Source organism: Collinsella aerofaciens (genome assembly GCF_040915545.1).
GTDB classification, from domain to species: domain Bacteria; phylum Actinomycetota; class Coriobacteriia; order Coriobacteriales; family Coriobacteriaceae; genus Collinsella; species Collinsella aerofaciens_BE.
In genome coordinates this window covers 56,486-69,420 of record NZ_JBCPDH010000004.1, presented here as the reverse complement: position 1 = coordinate 69,420, position 12,935 = coordinate 56,486, and the positions used below count along the sequence as shown (strand labels likewise).

Sequence of the window (12,935 nt, the reverse complement as noted above, 5' to 3'; positions counted from 1 at the left end):
GGCTTCTCATGACGCTAGCCAAGCTTCCTCAGATAATGGAAGTCGCTCGCGTCATCGCCGGTGAACGCCCCGTGCAGCTCGTCGATAATGTCGGCGGTAGAAGTCATCTGCTGGTACATGTCGGCGCTTGTGACCCAGACGTTGCCGTTCTTTACAGCTTTGAACTGCGACAATAGCGCGTTTTTGCCTACGAAGTCTTTCAAGGTGGCAACCGATTCGTCGATGGTGCCGTTGTAGACGATGATGTCGGCATCCTTCGCCGTCGCGTAGAAGCGCTCCATTTCGAGCGTTACTGACGAACCTGACGTCGACGCCGTCTGCGCGTCATCGAGCGCGTAGTTGCCGCCTGCAAGCTCGATCATCTGCGCCACGTAGTCGCCCGCCCGCCGCGTGACGGCGGCCCCGTTCGAGTTAATGTAGAAATACGCCACGGTTTTACCTGACGACGCGAGCCTCGACGTTTGCTCGACGCGGGCCTTCTGCTCGTTGAACAGGTGCGCGGCCTCGTCTTCCTTGTCGAACAGGACGCCGAAAAGCTTAATCCACTCGACGCGCCCGAGTGCTTCGGGCTCGCTCGACGACTGTTCGGTGAGCACGACGAGCCCGAGCTTCTGCAGCTTTTCCTTCACATCGGGCGTGTGGTTGATCATGGTGTTCTCGATGGCGAGCGTGCAGCCCGAGGCCGATATTCGCTCGTAGTCGGGCGCGCTGTACTTGCCGCCGTAGGCGATCGCCCCACTTTCGAGTGCGCTTTTGAAGCCCGCGACCGAGCAATCGTCGGCCTTCGTGCCCGACATGAGGATGTTGTCGTTCGCATCGAGCGCGTCGACCAGGCACATCGTCGCCGACGACACGAGGTACACCTTGTTGGCGGGACGCCTTATGACCGCGATGTCGGAGCTCAACCCATCAGGTACCTTCGCATCTTGCGGTACCACGAGGAAGCGCTCCCCGTTCGAAATGCAGATAAGCCGCAGGCCGCCTTCGTACTCGTCGACAGTGAAGTGCTCGGCGTATTCAAGCTGAAGCGCCCCCGTCGGCTCCCAGCCGCAGCCCAAATCGGCGTTGTGGAAGTCGGCCGCGGCGCTTGAAGCCGTTCCCGCAGGGGAGCCGCCGCTTGCATCGTCGCCCGATTTCTCCTTCATGGTGGATGAGTCGAAGTGGAGCGTGTAGTCGATGGTGTGCGGCGTCGACATGGCGACGGTCTCGGCCGACACGGCGATGTCCTCGTCGAGCGTGACGGGTATCTCGAACGTGGAGTTGCCGCCGTCGTTTACGGGCGCGTAGTCCACGCCGTTGACGGTCATTTTGTCGTAGTTCGAACTCGACCAGGTGATGGTCGCGGTGTAGGTGTCGCCATCCTTCACAATTGTGGTGGGTGAGGCGATGCTTGCGCGCCCTGACCCGCCGGAGAGCGAGACGCTCACAGTGTATTCCTGAGAGCCTGCCGTGCCACCGGTCGCGTTCGGGCTCGCACTGCACCCCGCGAAGGGAAGCGCGAACAGGGCGACGAGAACGCAGGCGATCGCGCGCACCGCGATGCTGCGACGCTTCCTGCTTTCCCCCTTGGGAAGAATCGACCGCATGGCGTTACTTCAGTGCGTCGGCGCGCAGATCGACGCCGGCGGATTCGAACACGAGCGTGCGGTCGTACCACTGCTCTTTTCTAATACTCCACGCGGCGCAGGCGGTGTCCTCGTCGAGCGCTTCAACGGGCACGTCGTAGGTGTACTTGCCTTCCGCGTTTTCCACATAGGGGATGAAGTCGGCCTCGCTCGCGGCGGCAGCCTCGTCGCCCGTGCCCATGAAGAGCTTGCCGTAGCCCGTGCCGGAAAGTGTCATCACGCAGTGCATGGAGCCGTTTTCCACGATGAGCTGGGCGTCCACAATCCTGAACATGTTCGAGCTGGAATCTACGGTGATCGGATAGGTGCCGTCGGCCACCTTGTCGGCGGTGATGGGGGCAGCGCTTGCGCCCTCGGGCGCATCGGCCGCCTGTTCGGTCTTTTCCTGGGAATCGGCATCGCTTGCCTTTGCGCTGTCGATTGAATTTCCGCCGCAGCCGGCGAGCGAGAACGCGAAAAGCGCCGCTGACAGGGCAAAGGCGAGGGTTTTCTTCAACATGGAGGGGGTTCCTTTCAATCGCTTCGACCGCCCGCGCCGTGCGGTGGGCGGGCGGGATGCGAATGCAACGGGCATGCGCCGTTAGTCGGGGAAGGCGCATGCCCGTTGCACGGGGACGCGACCGGCGCCCCCGTGCGCGGCGAGTTTACAGCTTGGCGATGGCGTCGTCCACGTGCGCGACGTAGATGTCGTCGACCGCGACGTTCTGTCCCAGACCCTGGAGCAGGCACGTCACTTCGAAGCCGGCGGCCACGAACTTCGCAGCCCAGCTGTCGGGGTCGGTCTCGTCTGCCATGTCGTTGTTCGCGTGGTCGCCCGCGACCACCATGAACGGCGCGAGCACGGCCTTCTTGTAGCCTGCGGCGCTCGCGGCGGCGATAACATCCTCACAGGTCGGTTCAGCCTCGACGGTGCCGACGAAGAACTGCGTCAAGCCCTCGTTCTTAAACACTTCCTGCATCTTGGCATAGTCGGCGTTGGAATCGGCTTCGGTGCCGTGGCCCATGAGGCACAGCGCCGTCTTGCCGTCGTCGAAGGACGCCATGTTCTCCTTAATGGCTGCGGCCACCTTCTTGTAGTCGTCGTCGGAGGTGAGCAGCGGGTCGCCGAGCGAGATCTTGTCGAACTTGTCAGCGTACTTGTCGAGCTCGTCTTTCACGTCGGCGTATTCCAGGCCAGCCATGAGATGCGTCGGCTGCACGACGATTTCCTTCACGCCGTCTTCCACGCAGCGGTCGAGCGCCTCGGTCATGTTGTCGATCGTGATGCCGTCGCGCTTCTTCAGCTTGTCGATGATGATCTGCGCGGTGAAGGCGCGGCGGATGTCGTAGTCCTGCCAGTACTTCTCACGGATAGCGTCTTCGATGGCGCCGATGGTGATGTGGCGCGAGTCGTTGTAGCTCGTGCCGAAGCTCGTGACGAGGATGACCGGCTTCACGGCCTTCTCCTTTTCGCTCGATTTCTCGGAACTCGCGGAGGTGTTGGAGCAGCCCGCGAGCGCGACTCCGGCGAGCGCGACGGCTCCGGTTGCCGCGGCGCTCATGAAGCCGCGGCGTGACATCTGTTCGGACATGGTTTTTCCTTTCCTCGGTTTGCCGGTCCCCCGGCGACAGTTGCTTGTCGGCACAAGCGAAAGAAAAGCGCACCCCTCGGGGTTCACAAGGAGCTAACGCCACGGCGATGCCGTGAGGAAAAGGCGAAGCAGTCTGGCTTGGGGCGTGAGGCGGTTCGCCCGCGCGTCCTATACAGTAATGTCCCTTGCCCAGGATTCCCACCTGGTTCCCTCCGCAAGCCAGCGCGGGCTGTGCGGGCGCCGCGCCGGTCATTTCCTTTTATCCGATTGTCATATGCTCGTTGCCGAATCTTTTACTATGATAGTGGGCACTTGTGAACGTGTCAAAGCCAGGGCGGGCGGCATTGCGCCTTCTGCCTGCGTATTTGCGCCGATTGTCGCCGCAGGCGCCGTGTTTTGCCTGCTGCGCGAATGGCGGCGTAAACGGTTGCGATGAGAAACGGGAAGGGAAGGCTCGGATGATTCATATCGTTGGCGCAGGTTCGGGCTCCGCCGACCTTATCACGCTTCGCGGGGCGCGTCTTCTGCGCGCGGCCGACGTGGTCGTTTGGGCGGGGAGCCTTGTGAACCCCGAGCTGCTCGCCGAGTGCAAGGAATCCTGCGTCGTCTACGACAGCGCGCACATGACCTTGGAGGAAGTGCTCGACGTGATGTGCGCGGCGGATGCGCGGGGCGAGGAAGTGGTGCGCCTGCACACGGGCGACCCGTGCCTGTACGGCGCCATCCAGGAGCAGATGGACGCACTCGACGCGCGCGGCGTGGACTACGAGGTGGTGCCCGGCGTGTCGAGCTTTTGCGGTGCCGCGGCGGCGCTTCGCCAGGAATACACGCTGCCGGGAATCAGCCAGTCGGTCGTGATCACGCGGCTTTCCGGGCGCACCCCCATGCCCGCGGGCGAGGGCATGCGCACCATGGCGGAAAGCGGCTCGACTATGGTCATCTTCCTGAGCTCGGGTATGCTCGCCGAGCTTTCCGCCGAGCTTTTGGCTGCGGGCCGCAGCTCCGACGAGCCGGCGGCGCTCGTGTACAAGGCGACCTGGCCTGAGGAGCGCGTGGTGCGATGCACAGTGGGCACGCTCGCCGATGCGGGCGCGCGAGAGGGCATCGACCGCACGGCGCTCGTGGTGGTGGGCCGCGTGCTCGGAGCTCGCGGCAGGCTTGCACACAACGGCGCGCAAGCGGAGTCGTACGAGCGCAGCAAGCTTTACGACCCTTCGTTTTCCACGGGGTATCGGAAGGCGAGCAGCTAGCGTGGCCTTCGAGCACTACATATATACCGGGACGACCCGCCTGCGCTGCGGCTACACCACGGGGAGCTGCGCCGCGCTCGCGGCGAAGGCGGCCTGCGAGATGCTCTTGTCACGAAAGCCCGTCGGCCTCGTGTCGATCGTCACCCCCGGCGGGCTGCCCGTCGAGGCGAACGTGGTCGACGCATGCATCGGCGAGGGGTGCGCCCAGTGCGCCGTGCGAAAGGACGCAGGCGACGATGCCGATGTGACTGACGGCGTACTCGTGTACGCGCACGTGGAACATGCGGGGTCGGGCACGGGTGCTGCGGGCAGCAAGGACGTGCCCGCGCGCGAATCGGAAGTTTCCGTCGATGGCGGCGTGGGCGTGGGGCGCGTGACATTGCCCGGGCTCGAGCAGCCGGTGGGGGCGGCCGCCATCAACGCGACGCCGCGCGCGATGATTACTTCGGCGGTGCGTGAGGTGTGCGCCGCGCACGGCTTTTCTGGAAACATTGCTGTGACGATTTCGGTACCCGAGGGTGTGGCCCTTGCCGAAAAGACCTTCAACCCGCACCTGGGGATAGAGGACGGCATCTCCATCCTGGGAACGACGGGCATCGTCGAGCCGCGCAGCCTCGCTGCCTTGCGTGACAGCATCGAGCTCGAGATTCGGCAGCATGCGGCTATGGGGCGGCGCGGAGTCGTGCTCACGCCCGGCAACTACGGCGGGCAGTTCATCTCGGGGCATTTCCACCTAAACGGTGCGCCGGTGGTCTTCATCTCCAACTTTGTGGGCGATGCGATTGATTGCTGCGTTCGCGAGGGATTCACCAATGTCCTTCTTGTGGGACACATCGGCAAGTTGGTGAAGGTCGCGGGCGGCATCATGGACACCCATTCGCGTACCGCCGACTGCCGCGCGGAGATTCTGGCCGCCCACGCGGCCATGGCCGGCGCGGGCGCGAAGACCGTGCGCGAGATCATGTCGTCCGTCACGACCACGGCGGCGCTCGAGGTAATCGAGGCCGCCGGCGTTGGGGACGCTGCGCGCGCCTCGCTCGCTGCGGCAATTGAGGACAGGTTGCGCCGCCGCGCGGCGGGCGCATGCGACATCGCCGCGGTCGTGTTCGACGCCGAGCGCCGCGAGCTTTTCCGCACGTCGGGCGCCGATGCAGTTATCGGGAAATTGGGGGCGACGTATGAGTAAAGGCGTTCTGTACGGGGTGCGCCGTGCAATCGGCTGGCCGGGGACGAAGGTGGTCATGAAGGCGCGCCGCTCGCTTGTGGACACGAAGTGCTTCCTTTGCGAGGAGAGTGCCTTCGACGGTGCCGAGCTTGTAGAGGACTGTGGGCTTCCGGGCGAGCGTGTGTACCGCTCGCTCGACGATGTGCCCGATTGGGGCAGCTACTTCTCGACGATGGTGGTGCGCTAGATGAGGGTTTCCTGCATAGCGTTCACTGAGAGGGGGTATGCGTTGGCGGAGCGCACCGCACGCGCGCTTTCCGATTGCGCGCAGACAGGTGAAGATGACCCTGGCTGGGACGTTTCCGTTTCGCGCGGGTTCGGCGATGGGAAGGCCGATCTGCGCGCATGGACGGCGCTCGCGTGGGAAGCGTCGGACGCGCTTCTGTTCGTGGGTGCGGCGGGCATCGCCGTGCGGGCGATCGCGCCGCATGTCGCCTCGAAGGCAAACGATCCCGCGGTTGTGGCGATCGACGAGGCGGGGCGCTTTGCCGTTCCGCTTTTGTCGGGGCATTTGGGCGGTGCGAACGAGCTTGCGCAAACTGTGGCACGCGCGGCAGGGGCCATCCCCGTCATCACCACGGCGACTGACGTCCGCGGCATGTGGGCGGTGGATACGTGGGCGCGCCGTGCGGGGCTCGCCGTTTCGAATCCCGAGGCCATCAAGCGAGTGTCGGCGCGGCTGCTTTCGGGCGGGCGCGTGGCGCTCTATTCCGACATGCCGATTTCGGGACAGCCGCCTGAGGGGGTTGACATTGCGTCAGACCGCGCGCGGGCCGATATCGTCGTGTCGCCGTTTGCTGGCGCGAATGCAGGTGCGTCCGTTCGCGCGGCGGAGACAACGGGCGTGGTCGTGCCCGCCGGTGAGACGGGGAAGCCGGCGGGCGTGAGGGCGCAGGCGCCTGCGCCCGAGCCGCTTCGCCTTGTCGTGCCCTGCATCGTTGCGGGCATAGGGTGTCGTCGCGGTGCGTGCTCCGAAGCGATCGGGGAGGCGTTTCTTCTCGCGTGCGGGCAGGCGGGCATCTCGCCTTCGGCCGTGCGCATGGCGGCGACGATCGACGTGAAGGCGCACGAGGAGGGTCTGCTCGCCTTCTGCCGCGCGCGCAATATCCCGCTTGCGACGTATTCCGCAGATGAGTTGTCGCAAGTCGATGGCAGCGTTTCGCCATCTGATTTCGTGCGCGCGACGGTGGGGGTCGACAACGTGTGCGAGCGCGCGGCGCTCGCGGACGGGGGCAAACTTATCTTCCCGAAGCTCGCTCACGGCGGCGTGACCGTCGCGTTTTCCAAGGTAACTATTAAACTTTCGTTTAAGGAGCGGTGATGGGAAAGCTCTTCGTGGTGGGAATCGGCCCGGGCGGCCCCGACGGCATGACGATTGCGGCCCGGCGTGCGCTCGAGGCGTCCGACGTCGTTGTGGGTTACACGAAATACGTGGAGCTCGCGCTCGCCGCCGTGCCCGACGCGGCGCATCTCGCGACGCCGATGATGCACGAGGTCGAACGGTGCCGCCTTGCGCTTTCGCGCGCGCAGAGTGGAGAAGCCGTGGCGCTCGTGTGCAGCGGCGACGCGGGCGTGTACGGCATGGCGAGCCCCGTGCTGGAGCTTGCGGAGGACTACCCCGATGTAGACGTGGAAGTTATCGCCGGGGCCACCGCGGCTCAGAGCGGGTCGGCGGTGCTCGGCGCCCCGCTTGCCCACGACTTCGCGGTCGTGTCGCTCTCCGACCTGCTCACGCCATGGGAGGTCATCGAGCGCAGGCTCGCCGCCGTGGCGAGCGCCGACTTCTGCATCTGTTTGTACAACCCGCGCAGCAGAAAGCGCGCCGACAGGCTCTCACGCGCGGCGAAGATTATGCTCGAATGGAAGGCCCCCGACACGCTCTGCGGCTGGGTACGTAACATCGGGCGCGAGGGGCAGCAGTCGGGCATGTGCAGGCTCTCCGAGCTGGGGAAGATCGACGCCGACATGTTCACCACCGTGTTCGTCGGCAACGCGGACACGAAGCTCGTAGGCGGCCGTATGGTCACGCCGCGCGGGTATCGGGAGATTCCATGCGAAAGGTAACGATCATCGGGGCGGGGCCCGGAAACCCCGACTTGCTCTCGCGCGCGGCGCTCGACGCGATCGACATCGCCGACGTGGTCATCGGCGCTCATCGCGCGCTTGCCGGCATCGACGTGCCGCCCGACGTGGTGAGATGCGAGCTCGTGAAGACGGCGGACATCGTCGCCGCGCTCACCGATGCGGCGTCGTGGCAGCGCGCCGTGGTCGTGATGACGGGCGATGTGGGGCTGTTCAGCGGCGCGCGCCGCCTGGTGGAGGCGCTCTCCGGCGACGCGCAGGTGGACGTGCGCATCATTCCCGGCATAAGCTCAGCGTCGTATCTCGCCGCGCGCCTCGCGCGTCCATGGCAGGATTGGCGCTTCGCGAGCGCTCACGGCGTGGCGTGCGACATCGTGGCCGAGGCCGAGCGCTCAGGCGAGCTCTTCCTCGCCACGTCGGGCGGGGACGACCCCTCGCGGCTTTCGGGCGAGCTTGTGCAGGCGGGCTTCGGGGACGCGCGCGTGACGGTGGCCGAGCGCCTGTCGTACCCCAACGAGCGCATCACCTGCGCGACCGCAAGTGAAATCGCAGGTCAGACGTTCGACGACTTGAACGTGATGCTTATCGAGTTCGCAGGCGGCGCCGGGTCGCCTGTGGGCTCTAGCGCAGCCTCCGAGGCGCCGGCCGGCGCGTCCGCGCCCGCGGCGGCTTCTTCCGCGGCGGACTTTGCGGGCGCATCCCGCGCCGCGAGCTCCCGCTGGCCGTACGCTTCCTCGGGCATTCCCGACGAGCTTTTCATCCGCGGCGACGTTCCCATGACCAAGCAGGAGGTGCGCGCCGTCGCGCTCGCGAAGCTGCGCCTTACCGCGACCGACACCGTGTGGGACGTCGGCGCCGGCACGGGGAGCGTGTCGATTGAGGCGGCGCTCGTCGCGCGAACGGGGTCGGTATGGGCGGTCGAGCGCAACGCGGCCGGCGTGCGGCTCATCCGAGAGAACGCGGATGCATTCGGGTGCGGCAACGTGCATGCGATCCCCGGTGTCGCCCCCGAAGCGCTCGCGAAACTGCCCGTCCCCGACGCCGTGTTCGTCGGCGGGAGCGCGGGCGAGCTTCCCTCCATCGTGGAGGCGGCGCTCGAGAAGAACTCGCAGGTTCGCCTGTGCGTGCCATGCGTCACCGTTGAGACGCTCACCGAGGCGTGCGCGCTCCTCTCGGGTTCGCGCTTTAAGGGGTTCGAGGCGTGCCAGGTGTCGGCCGCCCGCGCCGAGGCTGTAGGCTCGCACCATCTTATGAAGGCGCAAAACCCCGTGTTCCTCGTCAGCGCGCGTGGTGCAGGTGGGGAAGGCGGCGCCCGGTGAGCACGACCATCCCTCGCTTCATGGTCGCTGCGCCCTCGAGCGGGAGCGGCAAGACGGTCGTTACGTGCGCGCTCCTGCGCGCGCTTGCGCGCCGCGGCCTCGCATGCGCGGCCTTCAAATGCGGCCCCGACTACATTGACCCGCTCTTTCATCGCCGCGTCGTGGGTGCGCGCTCGGGCAACTTAGACGGCTTCTTCACCGACGCCCCGACGCTGCGCGCCCTGCTCGCACGCGGCGCTGCGGGCGCGGATGTCGCGGTGCTCGAGGGGGCCATGGGCTTCTACGACGGCATGGCGCCCGGCGTGGCCGATGCGAGCAGCTACCAGCTTGCGTGCGACACGGAAACGCCGGTCGTTTTAGTGGTGAACGGGCGCGGGGCGTCTTTATCGCTCGCCGCCGTAATCCGCGGCATCGCCGAGTTCCTGCCTTGTGCGAACGTGCGCGGCGTCGTGCTGAACAAGACGAGCGCCGCTGCCTGCGCCTACGCGAAGCCTGCGATCGAGAAGCACACGGGTGTCGCGGTTTTGGGGAATATCCCCGCCGACGATGCGTTCTCGCTCGAAAGCCGGCATTTGGGGCTTGTGACCGCCGACGAGGTCGAGCAGCTCTCCGCGCGCATCGACAAGATGGCCGAGCTGGTGGAAAAGAGCGTCGACGTCGACCGCTTGCTCGAAATAGCGGCGACGGCACCCGATATCCGCGAGGAACCTTACCGGTTGGAGCCGATCGCGGGAGCGCGGCCCATCGTCGCCGTCGCACGTGACGAGGCGTTCTCGTTCTACTACGAGGAGAACCTGCGCGCGCTCGAGGACCTGGGTTGCGAGCTGGCCTTTTTCAGCCCCCTGTGTGATAGCGAGTTGCCCCGGGGGACAAGCGCCCTCTATCTGGGAGGCGGCTACCCGGAGCTCCATGCGCGGCAGCTCTCCGAGAACGCGCCGATGCGCGAGGCGGTGCGGCGTGCGGTGGAATCCGGCATGCCGACGGTTGCCGAATGCGGTGGGTTTCTGTACCTGCAGCGCGAAATCTCCGATAGCGAGGGACGGCGCTGGCCTGTTGCGGGCGCCCTTGAGGGCGCAAGCGAGAACGGGGGAAGGCTGTCCCATTTCGGGTACGTGGACCTCACTTCCCAACGCTACGGGCTCTACGGGCCGCGCGGCACACGCATCCGCGCGCACGAGTTTCACTACTGGCAGTCCACCTGCCCGGGCGGCGACTTCTGGGCGCAGAAGCCCCGGCGCGACAAGGGCTGGCCGTGCATGACGACCACCCCGGCCCTGGTTGCGGGCTTCCCGCATGTGTACTATCCTGCGAACCCCGACGTTGCGCGCGCGTTCGCGTCTGCCACAGCGTCGTTCGCAGAGAGGAGACGGCATGGCTGAAGCAACCGAAACCGCGCTTGCCTGCATCCGCGAGGAAGTCGAGCGCGCGTTTTCGTCGGCGCCGGGCGCCGTGCTCGAAGCCGCGCTCTCCCGGATCGCGCCCGCAGATGAGTGTGCCCGCGCCGCCGCGTACGCCGCGTGGGATTCCATCGCGCATCCTTTGGGGGGATTGGGCGACTTTGAAGACGCCGTCGCGCGTATCGCCGCAGCTCAGGGGAGCGCCGAGGTGGCCGAGTTTCCCCGTGCGCTCGCGGTATTCTTCTCCGACAACGGGGTCGTTGCCGAGGGCGTGTCGCAAAGCGGGCAAGACGTGACGCGAGCCGTCGCGCGCAACATGTGCGAGGGGGCCACGAGCGCCTGCCGCATGGCGGCGTTCGCGGGTGCCGAGGTCGTGCCCGTCGACGTGGGTATGGCCCGGGGCATAGAAGACGCTCGCATGGTGCGCGCGAACGTGCGGCGGGGGAGCGGCAACATCGCGCACGGCTCCGCCATGTCTCGCGATGGGGCCGTGCGCGCGATCGAGGTCGGAATCGCCGTCGCGTGCGGGCTTGCCCGCGCCGGCGTGCGCCTTCTCGCCGCGGGCGAGATGGGCATCGGCAACACGACCACCTCGGCGGCGGTGGCCGCAGTGCTCATCCGAGCGGACGCGCGGAGCCTCGTCGGGCGCGGCGCGGGGCTCTCGGACACCTCGCTCGCGCGCAAGCGCGACGTGGTCGAGCGCGCTATCGACGCGAACTCGCCCGATCCCGCCGACCCGATCGACGTGCTCTCGAAGGTGGGCGGCTTCGACATCGCGGCGATGTGTGGCTTCTACCTGGGGGCCGCGGCCTCGAAGGCGCCGGCGCTCCTCGACGGGGTCATATCCTGCACGGCGGCCCTGTGCGCGGTGCGCCTGTGCCCCAACGCCTTGGGCTACCTCGTGGGCACCCACGCATCTAGCGAACCCGCAAGCCAGGAGCTCCTTCGCGAGCTCGGCATAAAGGCACCCCTCGACGCAGGCATGCACTTGGGCGAGGGCGCGGGCGCCATGGCGTATCTGCCCCTTCTGGATTCGGCGCTGCGCGTGTACCGGGATGGGAAGACGTTCACGGCGACTGGCATGGCTGCTTACGAGCATTTCGAGGCCGGGAAATGACGGTGACGTTCGTTATCGGCGCCGCCGCGAGCGGCAAGAGCGCCTATGCCGAGTCCCTGTGTCTCGGGCACGACGGCCCCCGCGTGTACCTGGCAACGATGGAGCCCTTCGGGGAAGAGGGCACCCGCCGTATCGCGCGCCATCGGGCGATGCGCGAGGGCAAGGGGTTTTCCACCCTCGAGCGCACGCGTGACGTGGGCGCCGCAGTGCCCGGGCTTCCGCGCGGCTGCACGCTTCTTTTGGAGGACGTGGGCAACCTGGTTGCGAACGAGCTCTTCGCGGAAGGCGGCTTGTCCCCACGTGACCCCGACGCTGTGGCGCGCGAGGTGCTCGGAGGCATCGAACGACTCACTCAGGCCGCTGCGTATACGGTGGTGGTCTCCGTCGACGTGTTCGCCGATGGGATGCGCTACGATGAGGGGACCGAGGCATGGAGGCGCGCGCTCGCGCGCGTGAACGCGGGCGTGGCGGCGCTGGCCGACCGCGCAGTCGAAGTGGTATGTGGGATTCCCGTGTGGATGAAAGGCGAAGGACCTACAAGGTGAAGATAGCAGAGGCAATTGGCGCGGCGTTCGGAACGTTCTCGCGCATCCCCGTCCCGAAATCGGCCTGGACCGATTTCGGATCAACCCATGCGCTTGCCGCGTTTCCCCTGGTGGGCGTTGCGGAAGGCTTCCTCATGACGGCGTGGGGGCACGTGGCGAACCTGCTCGGCGTGCCCGCGACCATCGTCGCGGCCGTGCTCGTGGCGTTGCCTGTGGCGGTGACGGGAGGCATCCACCTAGACGGGCTCTGCGACACCTCCGATGCGCTTGCAAGTTGGGCCCCGCGCGAGCGAAAGCTCGAGATCATGCACGACCCGCGGGCGGGCGCCTTCGGGGTCATCGGTGTTGTCGTGTACCTTATTCTGCAGTTTTCCCTGTTCACCGCGCTGCCGCTTACGGCGGGGGCGTTCCTCGCGCTTCTGTGCTCGCTCGTGTTCTCCCGCGCGCTTTCGGGGCTCGCCGTAGAATGCTGGCCTGCCGCGCGGGCGGACGGTATGGCCGTGGGGCTCTCGCCTGCGAAGAAGCGCGCGGCGATCGTCGTGCCGCTTTGCGCTTTCGCTGCGGCTTCGGCTGCAGGGATGGTCGCGTGCGCTCAGGCCGCCGGCGTCCTTATGGCGGTGGCGGGGCTTTTGGCGCTCGCGTGGTACCGCCATGTTGCCCTGTCCCGCTTCGGCGGGGTGACGGGGGATTTGGCCGGATGGTTTCTGCAATGGGCCGAGCTCGCGATGCTTGCCATGCTGGTGGCGGGGGGCATGCTCCTATGATTCTCGTGGTAGGTGGCGCGCATTCGGGGAAGAGGACCTT

General features: G+C 66.6%; 13 protein-coding genes. 10 read left to right on the top strand and 3 right to left on the bottom strand.

Annotation, left to right across the window (positions count from 1 at the left end; genetic code table 11):
* Positions 1 to 14 precede the first annotated feature (14 nt).
* From AB5202_RS02330 to AB5202_RS02320, 3 genes are all read right to left on the bottom strand, one after another.
* Positions 15 to 1,586, bottom strand: a complete 1,572-nt coding sequence (locus tag AB5202_RS02330) for an ABC transporter substrate-binding protein (protein ID WP_195621306.1) — start codon at positions 1,584 to 1,586, stop codon at positions 15 to 17.
* Between the two features lie 4 nt (positions 1,587 to 1,590).
* Entirely contained in the window at positions 1,591 to 2,124 is a 534-nt protein-coding gene (locus tag AB5202_RS02325; protein ID WP_035138217.1) for a hypothetical protein, read from the bottom strand.
* Between the two features lie 145 nt (positions 2,125 to 2,269).
* A complete protein-coding gene (locus AB5202_RS02320; protein ID WP_195621304.1) occupies positions 2,270 to 3,196 on the bottom strand; it encodes a sirohydrochlorin cobaltochelatase in 927 nt (308 codons plus the stop codon).
* Between the two features lie 458 nt (positions 3,197 to 3,654).
* On the opposite strand from AB5202_RS02320, the gene cobM reads away from it, so the two are divergent.
* From cobM to AB5202_RS02270, 10 genes are read left to right on the top strand one after another with little or no spacing between them, the layout of a single operon-like run.
* On the top strand, positions 3,655 to 4,446 hold the full coding sequence (gene cobM / locus AB5202_RS02315; protein ID WP_368144075.1) for a precorrin-4 C(11)-methyltransferase: 792 nt from the start codon (positions 3,655 to 3,657) through the stop codon (positions 4,444 to 4,446).
* Between the two features lies 1 nt (position 4,447).
* A complete protein-coding gene (gene cbiD, locus AB5202_RS02310; RefSeq protein ID WP_368144096.1) occupies positions 4,448 to 5,632 on the top strand; it encodes a cobalt-precorrin-5B (C(1))-methyltransferase CbiD in 1,185 nt (394 codons plus the stop codon).
* Positions 5,625 to 5,858: an SAM-dependent methyltransferase gene (locus tag AB5202_RS02305; RefSeq protein ID WP_368144077.1), complete on the top strand. Its 234-nt coding sequence runs from the start codon at positions 5,625 to 5,627 to the stop codon at positions 5,856 to 5,858. Before cbiD ends, AB5202_RS02305 begins: the two co-directional genes overlap by 8 nt.
* A gap of 42 nt (positions 5,859 to 5,900) precedes the next feature.
* Positions 5,901 to 6,992 carry a cobalt-precorrin 5A hydrolase gene (locus AB5202_RS02300; RefSeq protein WP_368144078.1) on the top strand — a complete coding sequence of 364 codons (1,092 nt, stop codon included), beginning with the start codon at positions 5,901 to 5,903 and terminating at the stop codon, positions 6,990 to 6,992.
* A complete protein-coding gene (gene cobJ, locus AB5202_RS02295; RefSeq protein WP_368144079.1) occupies positions 6,992 to 7,735 on the top strand; it encodes a precorrin-3B C(17)-methyltransferase in 744 nt (247 codons plus the stop codon). The genes AB5202_RS02300 and cobJ overlap by 1 nt, the downstream gene beginning before the upstream one ends.
* On the top strand, positions 7,723 to 9,072 hold the full coding sequence (gene cbiE, locus AB5202_RS02290; RefSeq protein ID WP_195240339.1) for a precorrin-6y C5,15-methyltransferase (decarboxylating) subunit CbiE: 1,350 nt from the start codon (positions 7,723 to 7,725) through the stop codon (positions 9,070 to 9,072). The genes cobJ and cbiE overlap by 13 nt, the downstream gene beginning before the upstream one ends.
* A complete protein-coding gene (locus tag AB5202_RS02285; protein ID WP_368144080.1) occupies positions 9,069 to 10,451 on the top strand; it encodes a cobyrinic acid a,c-diamide synthase CobB in 1,383 nt (460 codons plus the stop codon). The genes cbiE and AB5202_RS02285 overlap by 4 nt, the downstream gene beginning before the upstream one ends.
* The gene (cobT, locus tag AB5202_RS02280) at positions 10,444 to 11,586 is read left to right on the top strand and encodes a nicotinate-nucleotide--dimethylbenzimidazole phosphoribosyltransferase (protein WP_368144081.1); all 1,143 of its coding nucleotides are present in this window, start codon (positions 10,444 to 10,446) and stop codon (positions 11,584 to 11,586) included. The genes AB5202_RS02285 and cobT overlap by 8 nt, the downstream gene beginning before the upstream one ends.
* On the top strand, positions 11,583 to 12,131 hold the full coding sequence (locus tag AB5202_RS02275) for a bifunctional adenosylcobinamide kinase/adenosylcobinamide-phosphate guanylyltransferase (protein WP_195503380.1): 549 nt from the start codon (positions 11,583 to 11,585) through the stop codon (positions 12,129 to 12,131). Before cobT ends, AB5202_RS02275 begins: the two co-directional genes overlap by 4 nt.
* On the top strand, positions 12,128 to 12,895 hold the full coding sequence (locus AB5202_RS02270; RefSeq protein WP_368144082.1) for an adenosylcobinamide-GDP ribazoletransferase: 768 nt from the start codon (positions 12,128 to 12,130) through the stop codon (positions 12,893 to 12,895). The genes AB5202_RS02275 and AB5202_RS02270 overlap by 4 nt, the downstream gene beginning before the upstream one ends.
* Positions 12,896 to 12,935: the final 40 nt, after the last annotated feature.